A 23,171-nucleotide genomic window follows, 5' to 3' on the forward strand; every position below is an offset into this window, starting at 1 on the left:
TTCGTGAGTCACTCCTGAACCGGCCCGGTGGTCGCCTGCAGTTGCGGCGGCCGCCGGGTCATACCAATTTCTTCCTGTAGGAGCACACAATGCCTTTCTCCGATTACCGCACAGCACTCGTCACCGGCGCCAATACCGGGATGGGCGCCGCAGTCACCGAGATGTTCACCAAGCGTGGACTCACCGTCTACGGCGTCGCCCGCAATGCCGACAAGCTCGGTGAGGTTGCCGATCGCACCGGAATGATCCCGCTGCCCGTGGACATCACCGACACCGCCGCGCTCGCCGAAGCTGTTGGCGGACTGGAGATCGACATCCTGGTCAACAATGCCGGTGTGTCCGCTACGGGAAATATTCTCGACGCCGAAGAAGCGTCCGTCGACGCGATGGTGGACGTGAATCTTCGTGCCGTACTGCACCTGTGCCGCATTCTGCTGCCGGGAATGGTGGACCGCGATCTCGGCCACGTCGTCAACATCAGTTCCATCGCGGGCCTGTACAACTTCTACGGCCACACGGCCTACCATGCGACCAAGGCTGCGGTGCACCAGATTTCGCGTCAGCTGCGAAACGACTGCATCGGCAAGCGGATCCGCGTGACCGAGATCTGCCCCGGCCGGGTCGAGACCGAGATCTTCGGCCGCAACCTCGGTGGCACGCCCGAAGCCATGAAGGAAGCGTGGGAAACCTTCTACGAGGGCTACGAATCCATCACCACCAAGGACATCGCGGATACCATCGAGTTCGCGATCGACGCTCCCGGCCACGTCAACCTGGGTCTCATCGAGGTGCTCCCCACCTTCCAGGTTCCCGGTGGCCTCGACTTCATCCGCCGCAACGACTGAGAGAGCGCATCATGAGTTTTGCACTACCGGATACGACGCTCGGAGTGGTGGCCCACGCGGCCGGTGACCTGCGAGTTGAGCAACGCGCGCTGACCGCGCCGACCGCAGAGCAGGCAGTGGTCGAGATCGCCTACGGCGGCGTCTGTGGATCGGATCTGCACTACTGGACGCACGGCGCGGCGGGGGAGTCGATTCTCAAGGCACCGATGCTGCTCGGCCATGAGGTAGTCGGCACGGTCGTGGCGGCCGCCGCCGACGGAACCGGGCCGGCAGTCGGAACTTCCGTAGCCGTACACCCCGCAACGCCCGGCGGCACCACTCCGCGGTTCCCGAGCGATCGGCCCAACCTCTCACCCTGCTGCACATACCTGGGCAGTGCGGCGCAATACCCGCACACCGAAGGCGCATTCGTGAAATACGCGGTGCTCCCGACGCGCATGCTCCGCGAACTGCCCGAGGGGCTGGACCTGCGGACCGCGTCGGTGGCGGAGCCGGCAAGCGTTGCCTGGCATGCTGTTTCACGAGCAGGCGACGTTCGCGGCAAGAAAGCGCTGGTCGTCGGTTGCGGTCCCATCGGCGCCCTGGTCGTAGCCGTACTCAAACGAGCGGGCGCGCAGTCGATCACCGCGGTCGACATGCACGACGTCCCGCTGCAGATCGCGTCGACGCTCGGTGCGGATCAAGTTCTGAAGGCCACCGACGCGGATGCCGTCGCCGCATCCGATGCCGACGTGGTCATCGAGTGCACCGGTAATCATCGCGGACTCGAATCCGCCATCCGCGGCGCGACGCGAGGCGGACGGGTAGTCATGCTCGGGCTCCTTCCGTCCGGACCCCAACCGGTACACATCTCGCTGGCGATCACGCGAGAGTTGGAGTTGGTGGGCTCGTTCCGATTCAACGACGAAATCGACGAGGTGCTTCTCGCACTCGCCGACGGTTCCCTGGCTGTTGATGCTGTTCTCACCCACGAGTATCAGGTGACGGAGGCTCTGGAAGCCTTCGCGGTCGCGAAAGATGCGTCGGTGTCGGGGAAGGTGTTGTTGAGGTTCTAAGGCCTTCGGCCCTGTGCGCCTTTGTTAACCGCGGGCGGTTAACAAAGGCGCACACCAGGTTATTCGACCACCAAGCCCTTGGCTTCCAGGAGCGCTGTCAGATTGCTTACCTCGAGTGGGGTTTCGCCCTGCTTGTAACGCTCGATGTACCCGGCTTCGGCTTCGTCGCGGGCGCGCGAGAGTTCGATCGCCTCGGCAACCTCCTCACGGCGGATGACGACAACGCCGTCGCAATCGCCCTTGATGACGTCACCGGGGTAGATGACCTGATCGCCGAAGACGAGGGGATGGTTGATCGGGCCGAGTGATTCCTTGACGGTTCCCTCGATGTACACGTGCTTGGAGAAGACGGGGAATCCGAGTTCACGGATCTCGCGGGTATCGCGCACTCCGCCGTCGGTGACGAGCGCGGTAATGCCTCGTGCGACACAGGCATTGGCCAGGACGTCGCCGAACTGGCCGGCTGCCTGATCGCCCGACGAGACGATCAGAACGTCGCCCGGCTGGGCGTAGCTGATCGCGACCTGCAGCATGAGATTGTCGCGGGGGTGGCACTTGACGGTGAAAGCTGAACCGCAGAACTTCATTTCGCGATCGATCGGCTTGATCGCCGGATGCAATGAACCCTTGCGTCCCTGTGCCTCGTGAATCGTGGCCGCGGAGAACGTCCCCAGTTCGGCAATCAGGTCTTTGTCCGCGCGGTCGATCTTGGTCTTGACGTGAATCATCTTGTACTCCAGAAGGTATGGAAAATCAGGAAAGGCGTTCGACTGCGTCGGCGATCTGTGCCGCAGCCTTTTCGAGGACAGCCTCCGACGTGGCGAAGGAAATGCGGAAGTACGGCGATGCGCCGTAGGCCGAACCTTGAATGGTGGCAACCGACGCTTCGTCGAGGAGGTAGAGAACCAGATCCTGGTCGGACTCGATCACGGTGCCGTCCGGTGTTAGCTTGCCGATCAGGCCGGCGCAGTTGACGAAGAGGTAGAACGCACCCTGCGGAACGACGGGTTCGAGCCCGGGGATCGCACCGAGGAGGCGAGCGGAGAGGTCGCGCCGAAGGCGGTAGCTCCGAACGGATTCGGTGAGAAAGCTCTGGTCGCCGGTGAGAGCTTCCACCGCTGCGGCCTGGCTGATCGAGGACGGGCAGGAAGAACTCTGGCCCTGCAGTTTGTTGATGGCGCCGATCAAACCGGAATTACCGAGACCGTATCCGAGTCGCCACCCGGTCATGGCGTGAGACTTCGAAACGCCGTTGGTGACGAGCACCTGATCGCGAAGGTGCGGGGCGACCTGCAGCAGGCTCGGGACGGGAGCGTCGCCGAAGTTGATCTCGTCGTAGATCTCGTCGACCAGCACGCTGACGTGGGGGTTAGCCTCGATCACGTCGGCGATGGCCTGCAACTGCTCGCGGGTGTACACCGATCCGGTGGGGTTGCCCGGGGCATTGAGGATGACCCACTTGGTATTCGGGGTGATCGCAGCGGCGAGAGCTTCGGGGGTGAGAAGGAAGTTGTCGGACTCCTCGCAGTTGACGATCACCGGAGTTCCGTCGTGTGCGAGCACCATATCCGGGTACGAAACCCAGTACGGCGCGGGAACGATGACCTCGACGCCGGCTTCGACGGTCGCCATCAAAGCGAGGAAGATGACCTGCTTCGCGCCGCCGCCGACGGTGATCTGGTTGTCCGCGTACTGGATTCCGGTTCGCGAAGCCGCGCGCGCTGCGATCGCCTCGCGCAGTGCCGGGATGCCGTTGACTGCCGTGTACTTGGTCTGGCCGGTGTTGATGGCCGTGATCGCCGCCGACTTGATGTTGTCCGGTGTGTCGAAGTCGGGCTCACCGACCGTGAGGTCGAGTATCTCGCGGCCCTGTGCCTTCAGCTCGCGCACTCGTTGTGCGGCAGCCACACTCGGCGACTCCCTGATTCTGTCGACGCGCGCAGCCGGAACGAATGTCGCCATGATGGTCTGCTCCTGGGTCCGGGGTGAGCGTGGATTCCCGTCGTCGACGAGCCACAATTCTCACTCGGTGATCCGTTCGACCATAGGGGTCTACCAGGGCATCTGACCAAGACCGAACCGTTGTGGCCCGATAAGCAAACGTGATGGAGCGCCGGTGAAATCAGACCGACAGCACACGCAGATCCTCGAGACCGTCGACAACCGGGATCCGCCAGGCCGCAAGTTCTTCCGGTCCCTGCTCGTCCCAGAGCTCGAACAGTTCCGAGTCGGTCGACGCGATGGTGCGCTCCACCATCTCGATCAGCCACGTGAGCCGCTCGCTGGTCAAGGCGTCGGCAAAGGCGTCGAGATCAAGTTCCTCGACGGCAGGATCCCGTTTGCGATCGGCGCGCACAATGAGCACCAATTCGAGTAAGGCAACGGCGATCTGGCCGCCGTCCACCTCGAGGTAGTCGTCCTCGAACGCCCATTCCACGGACTCGAAGGTGAAATCACCGTGCCCGATGGATGCAATCAAATCCCCCGCACCGTCGTTCTCGAACGGTCCCGATCCCCACGCGCCCACTGTTGTGCTCTTCTCTGATGTGTCGACTCAGCGCGCTTCCAGCGCGATCTTCGCTCCGAATCCTAGAAGAACCGTGCCGGTCACACGTTCAAGTGCCTGCCGCACTTTCGGCTTCTCGAAGGTGCTACGGGCGCGGGAGAGAAGCACGACGTAGGCGCTGAGCCACGCGATGGAGATCGCTGCGTGGATGATCACCAGGAGTGCGAGTGACGGACCCGTCGGCCATCCCGCTGGAACCAGTTGCGGCAGCAGGCTGGTGTAGAAGACCGCGATTTTGGGGTTGAGAAGGTTGGTGGTGAAACCGGTTTTCCAGGTCCCGGCCTTCTGCGAACGCGGTGCGTCGACGCTGCGCAGTTGGGATGAACGGCTGCCCCACAGCGCTCGCGCCCCCAAATAGATCAGATAGGCAGCGCCGGCGAGTTTCACGGCGGTGTATGCCTCCGCGGAAGCGGCCAGCAACGCCGACAAGCCGAGCACGGTGAGCAAGCCCCATACGAGCAGTCCGCTGATGATGCCTACCGCTACCCGGAATCCGGACGATCGACCGCCGGTGAGCGCTGCCTGCGTCACGACGGCCATGTCCGGTCCGGGCACGAGTGTGAGGAGTGCCAGAACGGCGGCAGCGGCCAACAGGGCGGAGATCATGGACTCAGTATGGGGAGTTGCCTCCTTGTGAACAAATCATGTCGCGTTGGGTCGGAACTGCATGGACACGCCCGAAACGGCAACGGTTCGGCGAATCTGAGGACAAAGTTATCCACACTGTGTAGAACCTTGTTAGTCGAGGTAGGTGGAATAACCTTGATGTAATTCATGTAGTTGTGCACAGGTTATGCACAGTCGTGGGCTGGATGTGAATGAAGTTATCCACACCTGTGTGTGCATCGGTGGAGAACTTGCCAAGAGTGACGCATACCCGGCTTTTGATCGACTCAATCCTTCGGTCGAATCGGCAGCCACGACCGAACAGTCTGACACGGCGTTATGTGAGAAGGTGGCCACTTATGCGGACGTCAGTGGTACTCGGAGTGATTCTCTCGGTAAGTGCATTCGGCCTCGTCGGTGTCGCGCACTCCGATACAGCTGTCGCTCACGCCGAGACAGGGATAGCTCACATCGAGACAGAGATCGCTCATATCGCACGGATCGAGCAGTTGACGCCCACTCGCAGTGCAGTGTTTGTCGAGTCCGCGTCGATGCGCCGCGAAGTTCAGGTTCAGGTTCTGCACCCCGAGAGGGCGCCGGGCCCTCGCCCGACGTTTTATCTCCTCGACGGGGTCAGTGCCGGGTCGGAGTCGGGATACACCGAAAGTACGTGGACGCAGAACACCGACATCGAGGCGTTCTTTGCCGACAAGGACGTCAATGTGGTTCTACCGGTGGGAGGTACCGGCAGTTTTTATACCGACTGGCGCAGCGACGACCCGAACCTCGGTGTGAACAAATGGGAGTCGTTTCTGACGCGAGAGTTACCGCCCCTCATCGATGAGGCATTCGCCGGGAACGGCACCAATGTTGTCGGCGGCGTATCCATGGGCGCGCTGGCTGCGGGCAACCTGATCACTCGGAATCCGGACTTGTACACGGGATTGGCTTCGTACAGTGGGTGTCTCGACACCACGGCGCCGTACTCACAGGACTTCGTGCGCGCCACGGTTGCCAGCAAGAACGGCGACGCCACGAATATGTGGGGGCCGGCCGGGGATCCGGATTGGCGCAATCACAATCCGTCGGGCAATGCGGAGGCGTTGCGCGGCAAAACGATCTACAGCTCTGCGAGCACCGGATTGCCAGGAGCGCACAACACAGTCCTCACCATGGAAGGAGCGACGGCGATTGTCCGGGGTGGGCCGCTCGAAGCGCTCGTCCATTCGTGCACCCAGGCCTTCGAGAGCAGGCTCGAAGGCCTGGGCATCGCGGGAGTGTTTGCCTACCGGGACAGCGGAACCCATTCGTGGCCGTACTACCAAGACGCACTGCACGATTCCTGGCCGACGCTACAAACCGCGCTCGGCCGCTGAGGGTCTACGCGGCGAGAGCCAATTCCAGCAGTTTCATCGCATCGTCGCGAGTGTGCGCGGCAGCGATGAATCCGGCCTTGTGGCAGAACACAGACGAGTCGACACCGGTTTCGGCCGCCAGATCCGAACCGTTGAGGCCGCGCCACTGCTCCGGCAACAGCTTTCGTGAACCGAACTTCGAATCAGCCGGCTTGACGGTCTGAATCGACCAGCCGCCGTTGGTGTTCGGGAAGATCGTGAACAACAGCTCGGGCTGAGCCGACGCCGCCCGGCCGTGCGGAATGAAGCGTTCCAGGACGACAAATCGCGGATCCGACGCTTTGGCGTACGTGTCCGCGAACTCCTTCTCAGCCGCCGCGTCGCCGGCGTACTTGGCGCGCAAGCGAATCAGGATCTGGGTTGCGAGCGCAACTGCGAGTTCGAATTGTGTGTCGAACTCCTCGTCGGTGGACGAGATGGGATTGAACAGATCCAGAACTGCGGACAGGTCGAATGGCTTGGTGCCGAACTCGTTGAGGGTGTAGATCTCCTGACCGTTGTCGACGGCGTCGATGCCCTCGACCAGGCGGCCGTCGATGCGACGGCACACGGACTCGTCGCCGTTGCAGAACTTCAGGCCGTATTCCTGCCACAGCAACCCGAAGGCCGAGTACAGGATGCCGTTGTTGCGTTCGCCCGCACCGCGCTGGTGGTGGTCGAAACGGCCGGCTGCCGGCTCGTAGCGTCCGCCGACGTCGAGCACGATGTCTGCGCTGTTCAGGACGTCCTCGTCACGGGTGCGGACGACGGTGGCGTCGGGGTACAGCTGCTTCAGGAGCGATACGCCGAAGACGTCGTCTGCGTGGAACTTGCCGTTATGGGTCGCGATGATCACCAGTCGAGACTAGGCAATCGGCTCGCTGATGCCTATTCAGCCGACCGTGCGGATGCGATCGGTGGCCGGCGGAGCAACTGGTGAGCCGGAGGTGAACAGGGCAACCAGGGCGTCGAGGTCGTTGCCCGCCCCGGTTGTTTCGATGGCGCTGCGCAGGGCTGTGAACCCGTCGCCGCCTTCGGCGAGGAACTTGTTGACCGCAACACGATAAACCGTGTCCGGGTTGATGTTTTCGCCGTTCAGGCGCATTTCCGAGACGCGTGACCCGGCGGGGGCTTTGCGGTCGAGTGTGTAGGTGAAACCAGCAGACGGGGCGAGGATTCGTTCGAACGGCAAGTATTCCGGCGAAAATTGGAACTGCTGTTCCAGCGCGTCTTTCAGCGCCGCACCTGTGATGGACAGCACCTCGAGGCTGTTGCCGAACGGTTGCACCGCATGGGCCTGGCGGTAGGTCACTGTTCCGTTGTCGAGGTCTTCGCGGATTCCGCCCGGATTGGTCAGAGCGATTTGGGCTCCCCGCGCGGTGCCAGCCGCCAATTGAGCGTCGGCGATCAGGTTGCCAATGGCGGATTCTCCGCTGGAGGTCTGGTCGCGAGTCAGGTCGGCGGTGATTGTGCCGACGGGACGTTGTGCCACTTCGGCAGCCGCATTCCATGCTTGATCGGCAAGCGCTGCCGTGTCGGGGTCCGGCGAAATATCGTGTGTCACTATCTGATTGAACGACGATGTCTGATCGCGCAGGACGTCCCGAGTGGTGCGGTCGATCACGACATCCGCAACGGAGACGATGCGACCGTGCGACGCACCCTGCATCACCACGCGGGGATTTCCGGCGGGATCGGGGTATTCGCAGTTGTACTGCTGATGACTGTCCGCGGTAAAGATGACGTCGACTTTCGGCGATGCGCGCAACGCGATGTCGCGAGCGGGACCGGACGTGACGTTGCAGTCGTTTGGCCCACCCGCAATGTCCGGTTCGTCGCCGCGGTGCAACAGCACGGTGATGGCTTTGACGCCGAAGAAGTCGAGAACGTCCGCGGTGCGATCGATTGCTTCGACCTCGTCGCCGAATTTCAGGGTCGAAACGCCGTCCGGTGCCACGATCTGAGCTGTGTTACTTGCCGCAATCGCAATCACGCCGAGGGGAACGCCGTCCACGATGTCGACCGTGAAGGGCAGCGTCGCCGGTGTGCCATCGGTATACGTCATGTTGGCCGCCATCAGCGGAAAATTGGCTCCGCCGAACGTGGGACTGAAGGTGCAGGCGTTCTCCGCGGAGCACCCACCCGATTCCATCCGACGAAATTCCGCGAGGCCGTCGTCGAGTTCGTGATTACCGATCGCCGACGCATTGATCTGCATGCGGTTGAGCAATTCGACTGTCGGTTCGTCGTTGAACATCGACGATTCCAGCGCAGACGATCCCCAGTTGTCACCCACGGAGTAGAGCAACGAATTCGACGCTTGGTTTCGCAGTTGGGACACGTACGCGGCGAGGTATGCGGCGCCGCCCGCGGGGGTGTACGAACCGTCGGCCTGCATGATTTGGCTGCGTTCGCCTTCTGGTGGCAGCAGACTGCCGTGGAGATCGTTGAACGCGAGCAACCGGACCGAGACGGTATCGGGGCTCTGGGCGCTAGCCACGCCAGTCACACTCAGGGAGGTTGTGAGGAGAGAAGTCGCGAGCACAGCACAAGCGCGTGTGATGCCTCGCGTCATACTTCGTGCTCCTTCCTCCGGACCGGTTTCGAACCTTCCTGAGTGTGCCTGGCCGCGAGAACGAATTCTAGGGCTGGGCGTAACAGTTATGTATCAAGTGTCACGCGCTGACGCCGATTCCCGCCAAGCGCTTGGCTTCGTCGGTCAAGGCAAATGCGAGGAAGGCATCGTTCTCGTCCGGATCGCCGATGGTCATGCGGACGCCCTCGGTGCCGTACTGGCGGATCAGGATGCCGGATTCGGTACTTGCATCGGCGTAGCCGGGAGAGAGTTCGCGGAGCGGCAGGTAGACAAAATTCGCCGACGATTCGGGGACGGTGTAGCCGGCCTCGATCAGTGCGGTGCGAACGCGAGTCCGCTCCGCGATGACGGCGTCGGTGCGGGCGAGGAGTTCGTCTGCTGCGGCCAGCGATGCGATGGCGGCGGTCTGCGCGAGCGCGCTCACCGAGAACGGTGTGTGGACCTTGCCGAGCGCGACGATGATCTCGGGATGGGCCACCGCGTAACCCACCCGGATACCGGCCAAGCCGTACGCCTTCGAGAACGTGCGCAGTACAACCACATTCGGGCGATTGCGGAACAGTTCGATGCCGTCCGCATCGGATCGGGAGTACTCGTAGTACGCCTCGTCGAGAGCGACGACGACGCGGGGCGGGACGGCGTTCAGGAAGCTTTCGAGTTCCGCTTTCGACAGTGCATTGCCGGTCGGGTTGTTGGGGTTGCAGATGAAGATCAGGCGCGTGCGGTCCGTGATCGCGGCGAGCATCGCGCCGAGGTCGTGCCCGAAATCCTCGGCCAGCGGGACCTTCACCGACACCGCGTGGCCAACCTGAGTCACCACCGGGTAGGCCTCGAAGGAGCGCCACGCGTAGATGACCTCGTCGCCCGGATCGCATGTGACCTGTACCAACTCTTGGCACAGCGTCACAGAGCCGCAACCAGCAGCGACGTTTGCCGGTTCGACATTCAAGAATGACGCAAGCGTCTCGATCAATGCCACCGCGCCGTTGTCGGGGTAACGATTCGCGTGTCCGACAGCTTCGGCCACGGCATCACGGACGCTGGGCAGCGGGCCAAGTGTCGTTTCGTTGCTCGCGAGTTTGATCGCACCCGGAAAATTGCGTCCGGGAACGTAGGCGGGGATCGAAGCGAGGTCGGGGCGAATGTGTGGGGTCACAGTCCGATTATGCGCGCTCTGATTCGGTGCGCTCGAGCCGTCCACGTGTCAGAGTAGGAAGCATGTCGGGAATGTTCCGAGATGCCGCGAATCTGCGGGTGGCCGACGGCGGCGTCGCCACTGTGCCACTGACCGTGGTGGAACCCGACGGCCCGACCCGTGGCGCGATCGTCGTATTGCACGAGGCGAGGCAATTCAGCAAAGCGCTCCTCGAGTTGATGGCTGCCCTTGCCGTCGACGGCTGGCTGACCGTCGCCCCGCATCTTTTTCACCGTGAACCCGAGGTAATCCAGGGCGATGTTTTTGGTGACAACCTCTTTGCCGACGTCGACGCGACCCTCGATTGGCTCACGGGCCGCGACGTCCCGGCCGACACCATCGGCGTCCTCGGTTTCGACGCGGCAGGCACCGCGGCGATGCTCGTCGCAACCAGTCGTCCCGTCGGTGCGGCTGTGAGTGTCGCCGCTCGTGGGATCGTCGAAGCGCTGTCTGTCGACGCGCAGGCATTGCTCGACGCAGCGGTGTCCTTGCAAGCCCCGTGGCTCGCCCTCTACGGGGAGGACGATCCCGACACTCCACCCGAGCACGTCAACAGGCTGAGGGAGGCGACGGCAAAAGCCGACGTGGCGACCCTGGTGGTGAGCTACGCAGGATTGCAGCATCGAGCGGACGAACCACCACAAGTCCCCGAAGGCCGGGACGACGACGACCCCTGTGCAGCCGCGATCATCGACGCCCGCACCCGGATCTTCGACTGGTTCGACGGCAACCTGCGATAACGCCATGAATCAGGGCTCTGACCACTCGTTTTGCCATTGGTGGTGAGAAGTGTGTAATCTTTCGTCCCGGCGGTCCGAAAGGATCGGAACCCCCAGGGAGGCGTGCCAGAGCGGCCGAATGGGACTCACTGCTAATGAGTTGTCCCTTTTACGAGGGACCGGAGGTTCAAATCCTCTCGCCTCCGCCACGCCGGTGATTTTGACCGGCGGGTAAGAAATGATAGAAAGTACGACGGCAAGACACGCAAGACCAGCAACACAACAGAACATGCGCCCGTAGCTCAACGGATAGAGCACTTGACTACGGATCAAGAGGTTAGGGGTTCGAATCCCTTCGGGCGCACAACAGAAAGCCCCTCACCAGCAGAGATGCCGGTGAGGGGCTTTCTTGTATTTCTGCACGTGCACACGGATGCATCCGATTGGCCTGATGTCTATTGGCGACGTAGGCCTCCGCATCCTGCTGTTACGTCCATCACTTCGCGATGTGGGTGACGCCGTCACTGTGGATCACGTGACGCAAGTACCGCTCCGGCGTGGTGAGGACGGTGAGATCCTGCTCCGGGTCCCCGTCCAACACGAGGAGGTCCGCGTGAGCGCCCGGCGCGAGGGTGCCGATTTCTCCTTCCATTCCGAGCAAGCGCGCAGCAGTGCTGGTGGCGCTGCGTATCACGTCGAGGATCGGCTGAACGCGCGCACGGATCGTGAGCTCTTCGAGTTGACGCGTTTGCAGATGCCCGAGCAAGTCGGTGCCGTAGACCAGATTCACTCCTGCCCGGTGGGCCTGTTCAAGCGCGCCGACGGCCGCTGTGCGAACCTCGTCGAGCTTCTTCAGTGATCCTGCGGACAGGCCGGATGCAGCACCGGCCTCGTACATCGCCTCGTACGTGATGATTGTCGGGACCAAGAAGGCGTCGTTCTCGACGAGCAGGCGGATCGACTCGTCGTCGATGAGGTTGCCGTGCTCGACGCATCGCACGCCAGCCCTCAGCGCCTGATTCACCGAGCGCGGGTGGTAGGCATGCACCGTGACGTACCGATTGTGGTTCTCGGCCTCGATGACAGCCGCACGTATCTCTTCCTGTGTGTACTGGACCGCTGAGATCTCGTCAGTCGGGGATGCGACCCCACCGGAGACGACAAGCTTCAGGTGATGCGCGCCCTTGCGGAACTCGTCGCGGGCCGCGTGGCGAACGGCATCAACGCCGTCCGCGATCCGTCCGAAGTCGGGTTTCAGCTGACAGCAGGGCACAGAGGTGTCATTGAGAGAGCGGAAGTCTCCGTGGCCACCGGTCTGCGATAGTGCTTTACCGCCGAAGATCAGTCGCGGCCCTGGGACCAAGCCCTCTTGCAAAGCACGGGCCATTCCATGGTCGGCGCCACCGACATCACGCACGGTGGTGAAACCACGTCGGAGCATGTCGCCCGCCGAGCGCAGCGCTCTGACAGTCGCGTAGCCGGGCGTCCATCCAGCAATTTCGGCGGTATTTGTCGTCGTCACCAGGATATGGACGTGGGCGTCGACCAAGCCGGGCATGACGGTTCCCCCACCTGCATCGATGATTCGAATGTCACCGGCCGAAGCGGGGGGCCGCCCCACCCCGCTGTCGACGATCCTCCCGTCGGCGATATCGATCCAGGCATTCTTCTGCCGCTCGCCAGTCGAGGGTTCGAGCGTGTGGGCGTTTATTACCCGAGTGTGCATGGTCTCTCCTTGAAAACGATTGATTGTTGTCCGTGGGCTGCGGGAATGTTCGCGTCGAGGCCGGGATGCGCGCAACATTAGATGCATAGTCGTGATTCATGCAACACTTTGTTCATGTGAAGTTCCCCCAAGAAGGCCTGAGATTGCGGTGATAGCGTGACTGCGACCAGTGACGTGTTTCAGGTCGTCAGCGACGCTTGATGCCATGTATTAGATCCAGTGAAAAGAGGCGCTCCGAGGTGACGGTTGGGACGATGCTCGCGCAACGAGCAGAGCGCGCGAACCTCGGAGCTCAGGCCGATCGGGTCCTACAAGTTCTTGCACAGATGCCGCAGTTCGCCTCGTATGCATCTGGCCGCGAAGTCGCCGAGCGAGCTGGGGTGAATGTCTCCACTGTTGTGCGGACCGCCCAGCAGCTCCAGTTCGAGGGGTGGAGCGATCTTCGTCAAGCGCTCCGAGCCGAATATCTCGACTCTCTCGTGACAACAAATCCCGAGCGCCCCGAATCAACGGAGGCGGCGGCGCAAATGCTGAGGCAGGACGTGGCAAATCTCGCCGCCGTCTCGTCCGCGGCCAACGTCACTGCTATCAAGAGCGTTGCCGACGCGATGAAAGCGGCCCGTCGAATCGTGTTGATCACCAGTGGATCCGGGGCAGGACCCGCACAGGTACTCAGTTACCTGGCGTCCGTCTACGGATACGACATCCGCCTCTCGGCCGGCTCCGCAACGTCGCAGGCGATACACGTGTCACACCTGGACGAACGCGACTGTGTCATCGTCATCAATGTTTGGCGCCTCACCAGTACATTGCGTGGATTAACCCGTCTTGCACGCGAAAGGGGCGCGACTATCGCCGTTCTCACCGACCTGCACTCGTCACCCCTGAACACATACGCCGATCACGTCGTGATCACCCCGATCGAGGGTATCTACGTGACTCCGTCGCTGACAGCCATGGTCGCTGTCGTCCAGGCCATCCTCGCCGAGCTCGAAAGCTCCGATGCTCGTTTTTCGGCCGGACGCATCGAGCAGGCTTGGGACACGCTCGGTCTCATGGACGATCAGGCTTGATGCATAGTCCCGCCGCCGATGAGTTTCACCTCTCCGCCGAGTCTTAATTCCCGTATTGCCATCATCGAGAGTGTGGGAGCGCACAGTGAATCAGCTACTACGGGTCCAGAACTTCACCATCTCCAGTGACGGAGTCGCCGCGGGTGAGAACCAGAGTTTCGAGAGCCCGTTCGGGTTCGACCATCGCGATATGTTTGCGTGGGCCGGAGCCACGGCCAGCTGGCCGAATCGAACCGACCCCGGTGGAAGTCGAGGGCTCGACGATTACTTCTCTCGCGACTTCGCCCAGAATATCGGCGCCGAAATCATGGGCCGCAACAAATTCGGATTCCAGCGTGGACCCTGGAAAGACCTCGAGTGGCAGGGATGGTGGGGCGACGAGCCGCCATTCCACACGCCCGTGTTTGTCATGACCCACCACCCAAGACCGTCGTTCACCCTTTCCGACACGACTTTTCATTTTGTCGACGCGGACCCGACGACCGCGCTCGAGCAGGCCCGCGAGGCCGCACAGGGTAAGGACGTCCGGCTCGGCGGTGGGGTGACCACAATCAAGGAGTTTCTCGACGCGGATCTCGTCGACACCATGCACGTCGCGGTTTCTCCGGTCGAGCTCGGTTCCGGGCTCCGTCTCTGGGAGTCGCCGGACGAGCTGCGTGACCGTTTCAATCTCGAGATCGTGCCAAGCCCGAGTGGGATGACCCACCACCTGTTCTGGCGAAAATAACTCAGAGCGGTAACGCGCCGCTGATGTAATCGCAGGCACATCTGTCGTAAATGCCCGATAATGATCCGTGCCCTCAATTGCCTCGTCGCTGTTCTGGATTGCGCTGATCGCTGCGCTCGCGCCCTTTGTCGCGGGCCTGTTCCCGCGGCGCCTGGTACCGGAAGTTGTGCTGCTGTTGGTCGCCGGCGCGGTTGTCGGGCCCTTTGCGCTCAACCTGGCGGCAGAGAGTGAGGCCATCGGGATACTTCGGGAACTTGGCCTCGGCATGCTGTTTCTGCTCGCCGGCTACGAGATCGACCGCAAGGAACTGAGTGGCGCTGGTGGCCGGCGAGCCCTGTACACGTGGCTGTTCTGCCTCGCCTTGGCGTTTGCGATTGTCGCGCTCTTGGGGGCGCAGGGTGTGATCTCCGCAGAAGCGGCCGTTGCGATTGCGATGACGTCAACGGCGTTGGGCACCCTGCTGCCGATTCTCAAGGACAACAAAATCCTCGACACCCGGCTTGGCCGGACGGTCCTCAATCACGGCGCTGTCGGCGAACTCGGCCCTGTCGTTGCGATGGCCGTATTGCTCGGTGCGCGTGGCGCTGTCCTGTCGCTGGTGGTCCTCGCGGCATTCGCGCTGATCGCGGTCATTCTTGCGGTGCTGCCGACCAAGCTGATCTCGCACGGATCGTGGACGCACACACTTGTCCGTTCCGGAGCGGACACCACAGCACAGACCACGGTTCGCCTGACGATCTTGTTGCTGGTCGGGCTGGGTGCACTCTCGGCCGTATTCTCGCTGGACGTTGTTCTCGGCGCCTTTGCGGCCGGTTTCATCCTGCGACGCCTGATGCCCGACGGCAACGAGCGGTTGGAGATCAAGCTCGACGGTATTGCTTTCGGATTCCTCATTCCGATCTTCTTCATCACTTCCGGAATGGCAATCGACGTGTCGGCGGTCGCGGAGAATCCCACCGTCCTGCTGGCGTTCCTTGTTCTCATCATCGTGGTTCGCGGTGTGCCGGTGTTTTTCACGACCAAGTTCGAGAAGGTCGAACCGCCTTTCAGCACCAGGGAGAGTGCGCAGGTCGCGCTGTACGGGGCTACTGGGTTGCCGATGATCGTGGCCGTCACCGGTGCTGCTGTCAGTGCCGGTCAGATGTCGTCGGACAATGCGTCGATTCTGGTGGCGGCCGGCGCAATTACCGTTCTGCTGCTCCCGATGTGTGCAACGCTGCTGAACCGTACGGCGAGGGTCGCTTCGGTCGTCTAGAGACCCAACTGCTCGTCGAGCCAGTCGAACATGCGTTGGTCTGTGAGGCGTCTTGCCATCGGTTGGCAGTGGAAACTCGCGCCTTCTGCTGCCGTGAACGGAACCACCGTGGTGGGCCCGCCGGACAATGAGGCGAGGCGTTGCGATTGCCCCGGCCAGAACTGTTCGTGTTCTGGATCGGTGATCAGCAGGGGAGTGGTGATCGAGCCCGCAACATGTTCGAGGCGATATTTCCGTACCTCGGCCAGAGTGTTGTAGTAGCCGTCCGTCAGGTAGGGCCGGGCTCGGAACCGCCAGGTGCGGGCCGTTTCCTTCGACGCTCGCAACCCCATCGCCATGTCCCGGTCGAAGGCCTCCGACTTGCCTTCTTCCAGCAAGTTCTGCATGCCGCGCGGTATGTGAACGAGCCACGACGCGGACACGTCGACCACGCCGGGATCGGCGATTGCGGCGGCGATCCGATGCTCGAACGCCAGTGACTGTGGCACCCAATAGCCGCCCTGACTGATGCCGCACATCGCCAACTTCGACGCGTCGACGTCGGGTCGGTCGATCAGGAAGTCGACGACAGGGGTGATGACAGCTTCCCAGTCATGGCGGAACGGAATATTGTTCTCGAACAACATGGACTGCTGACCCGGTCCGTCGAACATCAGCACGTTGTAGCCGCGTTCGAGCGCTCCGGCGCCGCCGTTGACCCACATCGAACTGATGGGGCCGTCGCTGCCGTTCACCATGATGAGCGTCGGCCGTCGCACGTCTCCGGGTGGGCGGAAGAAGTACCCCGGCATCGTGGTGTCCTCGTACGGAATCCGCACGCGCTCCACGGAGTGCGAGGTGGTGTCGACAAAACCGTCCCACGCGGCGCGGTGATGCCGGAACGTGGGAACTAAAACAGAGTCGTCGGTCAGTCCGTCGACGGCATTGACGGCAACAGCGAAGTACGACGCTGCCCGCAGGTACGCACTCGACGCGCTGCGCGGATGTCCGGCGCGCGCGGATTCCTCGGCTTCCTCGAAGATCCGTGATCCGAGGTCGAACCACGCGACGTACCAACCTTCGTGGTCTTTGTCGCCGACTTCGGCAATGGCAGCAAGAACTTCTCCGGTATCGGAGGCGCCGTACGTTGCCTGGCCGAGGAGAACTCGCAGTTCGTAGTCGAACGACTCGTTGCGATAAAACCCCGTGGTGAACGCCTGATGTGGGTGGGAGAAGAACGTCGACGCGAGTGACATGGGCACACCCTTCGGTAGGTCCGTGTATGTCAGGATCGCCCGAAATCGCTGTTCAAAAACCTTTCCTGTCGCCGCAATACCGCACAACCCAGGGTGCACAGCCACAAAGACATTCCCAAAACCTGTGCACGTTGGGCGATTCCCAAGCCCAGATTACCGCCGCCGGCCAGTTCTATGCCGTTAGTTGTCAACATCCACACCGTCGCAAGGGAAGTCACGATCAAAAGGCCCAATCCGACGGTGCGCAACAGCGGATGCTCGCGATAACGGAAGGCCCCGACGGTGAACGTGATCATCGCGGTGAAGATCGCAAAGACCGCTACGCTGCTGGTCAAAGCATGAACGTGATGTAGTTGCGGCAGTAGTCCGCCGGGCTCGCTCGCCGCGCAATCCGGGCCGGAGCAGTCCAGCGGAAACGACGCGTCCGCAATCGTGGCAACGCCGAACACAGCCAGTGCAATCCAGCCCGCCACATAGAATTTGCGTCGCTCCGTAACCAGTAGCCCGAGCGTCGCTGACACCAACATCAAAACGGCGGAGATAACGTCAGCGTTACCGAACACGTCGCGGTACTTCTGATTTGCCGCGTCGAGTTCACTGAGGAACGACGTCACCGGATCAAGTCCGGTGTCGAGGAAGAACTCCAGAACCCACGACGAGTACACGATTCCACCGAGAATCAACGCACCCGCCAGAACTACTCGCGCTCCACCAAGTCCGCTCACCTCACGAAGCTTACGGAGACAGAAGAGTGTTCCGGACGCGTTCGGCTGCCGTCGACGGATCTTCGTGCTCCCAGATGCGGATGACGGTCCAGCCCTGTTCGGCGAGGCGTGCATCGGTGTCCCGGTCTCGCAGCACATTGGCGGCCAACTTGTCCGCCCACCACTGCGCATTGTTCTTGGGGTATGTCGCGTGGAGCGGGCAGCAATGCCAGAAACAGCCGTCGACGAACACCGCCACCTTCCGCCGCGGAAACACCAAATCGGCCCGTCTACGAACACCTTTGACGGGAGCCCGATCGACGAAGTACCGCAGTCCACTCCGATGAAGTTCGCGCCGGATCGCGATCTCGGGTTTGGTGTCGCGTCGACGCTGTGCGCTCATTCGAGCGCTGGTTGTCGGATCCGTCGCGGGCACTGTCTTCACTTTCGTGGGGTTCAGCTGTCGGAGTCGTCGCCGTCGTCCGGGTCTGACCAGGTGGGGGCAAACCTGTTGCGACGCTCCACTTCACCGTGCACGATGGTGACAAAATCGTCAAACGAGAGTGTTTGACTCTCGGTGGGACGGCCGTTGCGGGGAGGCGGCTCGTCGACGTCGAAAAAGCGTACGCCGCCATCGGTTTCGTACAGTCCGATGAACACTTTTTCGAAGAGGTCGTAGCGCGTGTCCTCGGCGCCCAGATCAACCCACGCCTTACCCGGAACGCCGACAACCGCACGTTTGCCGCGGCCGGAACGCTTCGACAGCGTCGTGACGTGGTGGGCGAACGAGGATTTGCCGGTGTCGCTGGTCTTGGTGGGGTCGCCGTCGTCGCACGTGGCGTACGGCTCGAACATGACGGCCACCAGAACGCTGTAGGGCTGTCGCTGATGCAGAACCATTGCCTCGCCACGCAATTCGTGATCATTGCGGACGATGTTCTTGGTCCAGCGGCCGAGCTTTCCGCTGCGGGGGCTGTAGTCCTGGAAGTTGTACGTCTTGATCGACACGCACAGGATCAAGCCGAGTGTGGGGTCGAGTGCCTTGACATCCAAGCGCTTTCGGCCCTTCGCGACATCTACCGTCGCTTCCTGGCCTTCGCCCGTCGCAGTGGGGGTGATGTTGGGGTACAGCGGGCGCAAGGCGTCGGCAACCGTCTGGGCGAGTTGATTGGAAAGCCGCTGCGCGTAGTTCTTCTTCTCGCCGCGGTCGGCGTCTGCCGCAGGTTTGTCGCCCGCGAGTCGCAATGCGTCCCACAGTGGTTCGTGCTGGGGTTCCGGAAACAGCGTTTCGGGAAACAGGGTCTCCGGCTCGGGAAACAGTGAACCCTCGCTCATGCCACTGCCCCGTTCATGCCACTGCCTCGGGATATCCGCCCATCCGCTCGAGATGGCTTTCTACGTCCTCGATGAATCCGGGAATGAAGCGAAGGTTGCCCATCCGTGCGCGTTTGAGGAAGCCCGCAGTAGCCCGAGCGGACAGCAACCGAGTGTCTTCGAGGAATCCGCTCAGATCCTCGTAGTCGTGTTGAACGGGCCACGTCGAGGTGTGGACGCGGAACGCTTGGCGGTTACGGCCCCACGCGGCACTCGGCCAGGCGTCGCCAGGTTCGAGGGGTGTCTCGTACTCCGCGTCGTATTCGATGGGATCGACCAGACGGCTACCCACCCACGACGCCATTCGCACGCTCACGGCATTTCCGACGAGCTTCCAGCGATGGCTGTGGCGTAGGCCGGGAACGTCGACGGCCGGCAGTGTCCAGTCGGGATCAAAACCCTGTAGACGTTCGGCGTCGACCAGGCCTGGCGTGACGATCTCACCCGAAGGTAAGCGGACGGCCGGCTGGCTGGGGATTCCGACGGACGAACCGCCCTTGAGCGTCGGTACGGCGTTGACGGCCCAACCGAGTCCGCGGGTGCCCTCGGTCCAGTAGAAGCCGCACGGGAAATCGGCAGGGTCGCCGCCGAGTCGCTCACCGGCATCTTGTCCGAAGAGGATTTCGCGGGGATCTTCGGTGCGCGATGCCAGCATGATGACGCGCTGGCGGCGCTGAGGGAGACCGAATGCCCGGGCGTCGACAACGCGGTACGCCCACGTGTAACCGAGGTCTTCGAGAGCGTCGGTGATGTGCCGCATGGCTGCGCCCTTGCCTAGCTGCAGCATGAATGGCACGTTTTCGATGACCAGCCACCGTGGACCCTTTTTGCGCTTGACCAGTCGAAATACTTCGTCGACGAGGCCCGAGCGGGCGCCGGTAATGCCCGCAGTCTTACCGGCCTGCGAGAGGTCCTGGCACGGGAAACCGGCAGCAACCAAGTCGATATCGGCCGGGAGCGCGCGCAGTTTCGTGACGTCGCCGTGCAAAGGGACGTCCGAGAACCGGGAACGGAGAACTGCCTGGGCGCCCGGGTCGATTTCACACAGCAGTTCGGTGTTCCACCCGTGCTCCGACAGACCCAACTCGAGCCCACCGATACCGGCAAACAACCCCACCATGCTTTGCGACGACGTCACAGCACCCTTCCTCACGAACCGACTTGTAAGCACGTTACTCGAGAAGTCCGACAGCTTTTGCCACAACTTTTCGCGCACCGGCATTCCGCACGTATCGGTGGACGAATCGGGCTGTGAATCGCCTTACACACACAGTCGCAGGTCACCGACGCCGCGGAAAAGGTCCTTGATCGCGGTAATAATCACCAGCCAGCAGTGCTCTCGAGGGCATCGTCCATTACCGTGGTCGGGTGAGCATCCAACCTTCCGATAGCGCATCCTGGCCTGCGGTATTGACCTGGCAGGCGCACAACGCTCCTCGCATGGAGTCGGTACGCGTGCAGTTGAGCGGCAATCGCATCAAGGCGTCAGGCCGGATCATCGGTGGCGCGTGTAGCGAACATCCCGCATTCAGCGCCTCATATGACCTGGTCACAGACGAGGCGGGTATCACGCGCAGGTTGTCGGTGCGTACCGCCCTCGCTGCGGGTGAGCGTCAGATGTCGATCAGCCGAGACGAAGAAGGAACCTGGATGGTGGAGAACGGCGCCAACCACCAGCGCTCGTCCTTCTCCGGCGCGCTCGACGTCGACGTGATCCTCAGCCCGTTCTTCAACACCCTTCCCATCAGGCGCTTCGGCTTGCAGAACGACACTCAAGATGTCGAGGTTCCGGTTGTGTACGTCAACCTGCTGGATCTGCGGGTCGAAGCCGCAACCATCACGTACAGCAGCGGTACCGACGGCATCAGCGTGATGTCACCCGTATCGAGTGCAACGGTGACCGTCGACCACGAAGGATTCATCCTCGATTACCCAGGACTGGCCGGCCGGATCTGACAGCGGGGATCTACCTGCGTCGCCGGATCACGCCGCCACGGCGGCCGGCGTCGCGCATCCGGTCGATCCAGCCGGATTCTCCGACGCTCACCTCGGTGATGTCCCAACGCTCATGCGATTCGTAGGCTCCTCGCGCGGCAAACCCGGCATCGACGAGTTCCGCTGTCGAACCGTGCGCGTGCAGTTCGCTTCGCGCCCTCTGCAGTAGAGCAAGAGCCTCGTCCAGTGCGACCAGCAGTGCATCGCGGTTGCCCTCGCACATCGCCCGCACCAGTCCCGGCGCACTGCCGGCCACGCGGGTGCCGTCGCGGAACGATCCGGCGGCCAACCCGAGCGCGAGTTCACCACCGGCGGCGCCGGTGATCGCCAACGATTCGGCGAGCAGGTGCGGCAGATGCGAAATCCGGGCCACAGCCCGGTCATGTTCGAGAGATTCGGCCGGAACGACGACGGAACCGCAGTCCAGAGCGAGGTCCGCGACCTGCGTCCACACATCTGCGTCGACGCCGTCGTCGGTGGCCACGACCCACACGGCGTCGATGAACAGGTCTGCGTCGCCAACGGCCCAGCCAGACGCGGAGGTTCCGGTCATGGGATGGCCACCGACAAAGCGGGCACTCAGGCCACGACGCTCGACGGCTGCCTTCACCTCGCCCTTCACGCTCACGACGTCGGTGACCGGATTGTTCGGGGCATGTGCGGCAATGGCTTCGAGAGTGGCGTCGACGGCCGGCATGGGCACGGCGATCACGATGATTGCGCCGGTCTCCTGAGCTTTCCGAAGAGTGGCAGCAAGATCGGTGTTGGCTTCGAAACCGTCGGCGCGCGCTGCGTCGGCCGACTCGCTCGAACGGTTGTAACCCCACACCTCGCGACCGGCGCGGGCAGCGGCGCGCAACAGCGAACCGCCGATCAAACCGAGGCCGAGGACGCAGACGGGAGGGGCAGAATCGGTCGCAGACACCCGTTCAGGTTGGCATATCCGGGCGCGGACTTCACTCACGGGCACTAGCCGGGCTACCGTTGCGCCATGGGTGCACAGCGCGCGAGTAACAAGAGCGCCTCCTCGAACCAGTCGGAGGAGTTCGAAGGCTTCGGCGTGGCAGTGGTACGTGACGAAGGCAAGTGGACGGTCAAGGCTTTGACCTCTGCGGCTTTGACGTCGTTGTCGAGCGCCGAAACCGAACTCCGCGAGCTTCGTAGCTCGGGTGCCGTTTTCGGCCTAATCGACGTCGACGAAGAGTTCTTCATCATCTTGCGTCCTGCGCCGACGGGAACGCATCTGCTGATTTCCGACGCGACCGCCGCGATCGACTACGACATCGCAGCGGACGTCCTCGACGCGCTGAACGTTGAAATCCCCGACATCGATCCAGATGACCTCGACAATGTCGAGCCCTGGGAAGAGGGGGATCTGTCGGTCCTGGCTGATCTGGGGCTACCGGAACCCGTTCTCTCGGTGATCACCGCCGATACTGATCTGTATCCCGACGAGCAATTGGCGATGATCGCGCAGCGACTCGGATTCGAATCCGAATTCTCTGCCGTGCTCGACAAGCTCCCGCGGTAGATGTCACTCGCTGACGATCAGCGCATGATCCGTGCGGCCATCAGTGCCGCGCGCAGTGCATCGGTCTCCGACGTTCCCGTTGGCGCGGTTGTCTTCGACGCGGACGGCGTCGAGGTTGCCCGTGCGGCCAATGCGCGGGAAGCGTCGTCCGATCCCACGGCTCACGCCGAGATTCTCGCGTTGCGTGCAGCGGCGAAAATCTACGGCGACGGTTGGCGTCTGGAAGGTGCGACGCTCGCCGTCACTCTCGAGCCGTGCACGATGTGTGCCGGCGCGTTGGTTCTCGCCCGTGTCTCCAGGGTCGTTTTCGGGGCCTGGGAGCCCAAGACCGGTGCCGTCGGATCGCTGTGGGATGTCGTTCGGGACAGAAGATTGACCTACCGTCCGCAGGTGCGCGGTGGGGTGCTCGAAGACGAATGTGCTGGGCTTTTGGAGGATTTCTTCCGCGAGCAGCGGGGCTGATTCCGCTATTCCCGAGCGAGACGGATTCCACATCGGGGTGGCAGTAACCGGCAGACGCAGGCATGGTGGAGGACAGATGCCGTCACGGTATCTGCGAATTGCCGGAAGGTGAT

24 protein-coding genes and 2 tRNA genes are annotated in these 23,171 nt (G+C 62.4%); 12 read left to right on the plus strand and 14 right to left on the minus strand.

Features of this window, described 5'->3' with window-relative positions:
* Nucleotides 1–89 precede the first annotated feature (89 nt).
* Together KYT97_RS20995 and KYT97_RS21000 are read left to right on the plus strand one after the other, a co-directional pair.
* Nucleotides 90–845 (plus strand): SDR family oxidoreductase, encoded by a 756-nt coding sequence (locus KYT97_RS20995; protein ID WP_219110633.1) that lies wholly within the window; start codon nt 90–92, stop codon nt 843–845.
* A gap of 11 nt (nt 846–856) precedes the next feature.
* Nucleotides 857–1,900, plus strand: a complete 1,044-nt coding sequence (locus KYT97_RS21000; RefSeq protein WP_219110634.1) for an L-idonate 5-dehydrogenase — start codon at nt 857–859, stop codon at nt 1,898–1,900.
* A 59-nt stretch (nt 1,901–1,959) separates the two neighbouring features.
* On the opposite strand, the gene KYT97_RS21005 is transcribed toward KYT97_RS21000, so the two are convergent.
* From KYT97_RS21005 to KYT97_RS21020, 4 genes are all read right to left on the minus strand, one after another.
* The gene (locus tag KYT97_RS21005; protein ID WP_219110635.1) at nt 1,960–2,628 is read right to left on the minus strand and encodes a 4-carboxy-4-hydroxy-2-oxoadipate aldolase/oxaloacetate decarboxylase; all 669 of its coding nucleotides are present in this window, start codon (nt 2,626–2,628) and stop codon (nt 1,960–1,962) included.
* Nucleotides 2,629–2,653: 25 nt separating this feature from the next.
* The gene (locus KYT97_RS21010; protein WP_219110636.1) at nt 2,654–3,862 is read right to left on the minus strand and encodes an aspartate transaminase; all 1,209 of its coding nucleotides are present in this window, start codon (nt 3,860–3,862) and stop codon (nt 2,654–2,656) included.
* A 160-nt stretch (nt 3,863–4,022) separates the two neighbouring features.
* Nucleotides 4,023–4,427 (minus strand): DUF4259 domain-containing protein, encoded by a 405-nt coding sequence (locus tag KYT97_RS21015; RefSeq protein ID WP_033235119.1) that lies wholly within the window; start codon nt 4,425–4,427, stop codon nt 4,023–4,025.
* Between the two features lie 27 nt (nt 4,428–4,454).
* Entirely contained in the window at nt 4,455–5,072 is a 618-nt protein-coding gene (locus KYT97_RS21020; protein ID WP_033235118.1) for a LysE family translocator, read from the minus strand.
* Nucleotides 5,073–5,431: 359 nt separating this feature from the next.
* Here KYT97_RS21020 and KYT97_RS21025 point away from each other — a divergent pair, with 359 nt between their 5' ends.
* Complete coding sequence (locus KYT97_RS21025) at nt 5,432–6,448, plus strand: alpha/beta hydrolase (protein ID WP_172936877.1); 1,017 nt, start codon at nt 5,432–5,434, stop codon at nt 6,446–6,448.
* Between the two features lie 4 nt (nt 6,449–6,452).
* On the opposite strand, the gene KYT97_RS21030 is transcribed toward KYT97_RS21025, so the two are convergent.
* From KYT97_RS21030 to hisC, 3 genes are all read right to left on the minus strand, one after another.
* A complete protein-coding gene (locus KYT97_RS21030) occupies nt 6,453–7,322 on the minus strand; it encodes an MYG1 family protein (protein WP_045066402.1) in 870 nt (289 codons plus the stop codon).
* A gap of 36 nt (nt 7,323–7,358) precedes the next feature.
* Nucleotides 7,359–9,041: a bifunctional metallophosphatase/5'-nucleotidase gene (locus KYT97_RS21035; RefSeq protein ID WP_219110637.1), complete on the minus strand. Its 1,683-nt coding sequence runs from the start codon at nt 9,039–9,041 to the stop codon at nt 7,359–7,361.
* A 100-nt stretch (nt 9,042–9,141) separates the two neighbouring features.
* Entirely contained in the window at nt 9,142–10,218 is a 1,077-nt protein-coding gene (gene hisC / locus KYT97_RS21040; RefSeq protein WP_045066851.1) for a histidinol-phosphate transaminase, read from the minus strand.
* Nucleotides 10,219–10,280: 62 nt separating this feature from the next.
* Between hisC and KYT97_RS21045 the strand changes: the two genes are divergently transcribed.
* From KYT97_RS21045 to KYT97_RS21055, 3 genes are all read left to right on the plus strand, one after another.
* Entirely contained in the window at nt 10,281–10,997 is a 717-nt protein-coding gene (locus KYT97_RS21045; protein WP_033235114.1) for a dienelactone hydrolase family protein, read from the plus strand.
* Between the two features lie 96 nt (nt 10,998–11,093).
* Nucleotides 11,094–11,185 (plus strand) — tRNA-Ser (locus KYT97_RS21050).
* A gap of 82 nt (nt 11,186–11,267) precedes the next feature.
* Nucleotides 11,268–11,340: transfer RNA gene (locus KYT97_RS21055), tRNA-Arg, on the plus strand.
* A 132-nt stretch (nt 11,341–11,472) separates the two neighbouring features.
* On the opposite strand, the gene KYT97_RS21060 is transcribed toward KYT97_RS21055, so the two are convergent.
* Entirely contained in the window at nt 11,473–12,702 is a 1,230-nt protein-coding gene (locus KYT97_RS21060; protein WP_245005896.1) for a metal-dependent hydrolase family protein, read from the minus strand.
* Nucleotides 12,703–12,941: 239 nt separating this feature from the next.
* On the opposite strand from KYT97_RS21060, the gene KYT97_RS21065 reads away from it, so the two are divergent.
* The 3 genes from KYT97_RS21065 (at nt 12,942) to KYT97_RS21075 (ending at nt 15,757) form a co-directional block, all read left to right on the plus strand.
* Entirely contained in the window at nt 12,942–13,775 is an 834-nt protein-coding gene (locus KYT97_RS21065) for a MurR/RpiR family transcriptional regulator (RefSeq protein ID WP_092805663.1), read from the plus strand.
* Between the two features lie 85 nt (nt 13,776–13,860).
* Nucleotides 13,861–14,502: a dihydrofolate reductase family protein gene (locus tag KYT97_RS21070; RefSeq protein WP_095887673.1), complete on the plus strand. Its 642-nt coding sequence runs from the start codon at nt 13,861–13,863 to the stop codon at nt 14,500–14,502.
* A gap of 67 nt (nt 14,503–14,569) precedes the next feature.
* Nucleotides 14,570–15,757, plus strand: coding sequence for a cation:proton antiporter (locus tag KYT97_RS21075; protein ID WP_219110638.1), 1,188 nt, complete (start codon nt 14,570–14,572; stop codon nt 15,755–15,757).
* On the opposite strand, the gene KYT97_RS21080 is transcribed toward KYT97_RS21075, so the two are convergent.
* From KYT97_RS21080 to KYT97_RS21100, 5 genes are read right to left on the minus strand one after another with little or no spacing between them, the layout of a single operon-like run.
* The gene (locus KYT97_RS21080) at nt 15,754–16,992 is read right to left on the minus strand and encodes an alpha/beta hydrolase family protein (protein ID WP_219110639.1); all 1,239 of its coding nucleotides are present in this window, start codon (nt 16,990–16,992) and stop codon (nt 15,754–15,756) included. The genes KYT97_RS21075 and KYT97_RS21080 overlap by 4 nt on opposite strands.
* A 29-nt stretch (nt 16,993–17,021) precedes the next feature.
* On the minus strand, nt 17,022–17,717 hold the full coding sequence (locus KYT97_RS21085; protein WP_045066414.1) for a DUF998 domain-containing protein: 696 nt from the start codon (nt 17,715–17,717) through the stop codon (nt 17,022–17,024).
* A gap of 10 nt (nt 17,718–17,727) precedes the next feature.
* A complete protein-coding gene (locus tag KYT97_RS21090) occupies nt 17,728–18,132 on the minus strand; it encodes a very short patch repair endonuclease (RefSeq protein ID WP_092805926.1) in 405 nt (134 codons plus the stop codon).
* Between the two features lie 20 nt (nt 18,133–18,152).
* Complete coding sequence (locus KYT97_RS21095) at nt 18,153–19,031, minus strand: hypothetical protein (RefSeq protein ID WP_045066418.1); 879 nt, start codon at nt 19,029–19,031, stop codon at nt 18,153–18,155.
* 13 nt (nt 19,032–19,044) lie between these two features.
* Nucleotides 19,045–20,190, minus strand: coding sequence for a DNA cytosine methyltransferase (locus tag KYT97_RS21100; RefSeq protein ID WP_172936952.1), 1,146 nt, complete (start codon nt 20,188–20,190; stop codon nt 19,045–19,047).
* 248 nt (nt 20,191–20,438) lie between these two features.
* Here KYT97_RS21100 and KYT97_RS21105 point away from each other — a divergent pair, with 248 nt between their 5' ends.
* Complete coding sequence (locus tag KYT97_RS21105) at nt 20,439–21,026, plus strand: putative glycolipid-binding domain-containing protein (RefSeq protein ID WP_072782699.1); 588 nt, start codon at nt 20,439–20,441, stop codon at nt 21,024–21,026.
* Nucleotides 21,027–21,036: 10 nt separating this feature from the next.
* Here the strand turns inward: KYT97_RS21105 and KYT97_RS21110 are convergent, their stop codons facing one another.
* Nucleotides 21,037–22,008 (minus strand): prephenate dehydrogenase, encoded by a 972-nt coding sequence (locus tag KYT97_RS21110; protein WP_219113066.1) that lies wholly within the window; start codon nt 22,006–22,008, stop codon nt 21,037–21,039.
* Between the two features lie 48 nt (nt 22,009–22,056).
* Between KYT97_RS21110 and KYT97_RS21115 the strand changes: the two genes are divergently transcribed.
* Both KYT97_RS21115 and KYT97_RS21120 read left to right on the plus strand, forming a co-directional pair.
* Nucleotides 22,057–22,596 (plus strand): tRNA adenosine deaminase-associated protein, encoded by a 540-nt coding sequence (locus KYT97_RS21115; RefSeq protein ID WP_033235104.1) that lies wholly within the window; start codon nt 22,057–22,059, stop codon nt 22,594–22,596.
* Nucleotides 22,597–23,058 carry a nucleoside deaminase gene (locus KYT97_RS21120; protein ID WP_033235103.1) on the plus strand — a complete coding sequence of 154 codons (462 nt, stop codon included), beginning with the start codon at nt 22,597–22,599 and terminating at the stop codon, nt 23,056–23,058.
* Nucleotides 23,059–23,171: the final 113 nt, after the last annotated feature.

It is taken from the genome of Rhodococcus globerulus (assembly GCF_019334125.1).
In the GTDB taxonomy this organism is placed as follows: Bacteria; Actinomycetota; Actinomycetes; order Mycobacteriales; family Mycobacteriaceae; genus Rhodococcus_F; species Rhodococcus_F globerula.

Bases quoted from the DNA above. Each gene is read 5' to 3' on its own strand.
- KYT97_RS21115 (WP_033235104.1), top strand. From the start codon at position 22,057: ATGGGTGCACAGCGCGCGAGTAACAAGAGCGCCTCCTCGAACCAGTCG.
- KYT97_RS21025 (WP_172936877.1), top strand. From the start codon at position 5,432: ATGCGGACGTCAGTGGTACTCGGAGTGATTCTCTCGGTAAGTGCATTC.
- KYT97_RS21060 (WP_245005896.1), bottom strand. From the start codon at position 12,702: ATGCACACTCGGGTAATAAACGCCCACACGCTCGAACCCTCGACTGGC.
- KYT97_RS21020 (WP_033235118.1), bottom strand. From the start codon at position 5,072: ATGATCTCCGCCCTGTTGGCCGCTGCCGCCGTTCTGGCACTCCTCACA.
- KYT97_RS21080 (WP_219110639.1), bottom strand. From the start codon at position 16,992: ATGTCACTCGCGTCGACGTTCTTCTCCCACCCACATCAGGCGTTCACC.
- KYT97_RS21005 (WP_219110635.1), bottom strand. From the start codon at position 2,628: ATGATTCACGTCAAGACCAAGATCGACCGCGCGGACAAAGACCTGATT.
- KYT97_RS21000 (WP_219110634.1), top strand. From the start codon at position 857: ATGAGTTTTGCACTACCGGATACGACGCTCGGAGTGGTGGCCCACGCG.
- KYT97_RS21100 (WP_172936952.1), bottom strand. From the start codon at position 20,190: ATGGTGGGGTTGTTTGCCGGTATCGGTGGGCTCGAGTTGGGTCTGTCG.
- KYT97_RS21120 (WP_033235103.1), top strand. From the start codon at position 22,597: ATGTCACTCGCTGACGATCAGCGCATGATCCGTGCGGCCATCAGTGCC.
- KYT97_RS21010 (WP_219110636.1), bottom strand. From the start codon at position 3,862: ATGGCGACATTCGTTCCGGCTGCGCGCGTCGACAGAATCAGGGAGTCG.
- KYT97_RS20995 (WP_219110633.1), top strand. From the start codon at position 90: ATGCCTTTCTCCGATTACCGCACAGCACTCGTCACCGGCGCCAATACC.
- KYT97_RS21035 (WP_219110637.1), bottom strand. From the start codon at position 9,041: ATGACGCGAGGCATCACACGCGCTTGTGCTGTGCTCGCGACTTCTCTC.
- KYT97_RS21095 (WP_045066418.1), bottom strand. From the start codon at position 19,031: ATGAGCGAGGGTTCACTGTTTCCCGAGCCGGAGACCCTGTTTCCCGAA.
- KYT97_RS21045 (WP_033235114.1), top strand. From the start codon at position 10,281: ATGTCGGGAATGTTCCGAGATGCCGCGAATCTGCGGGTGGCCGACGGC.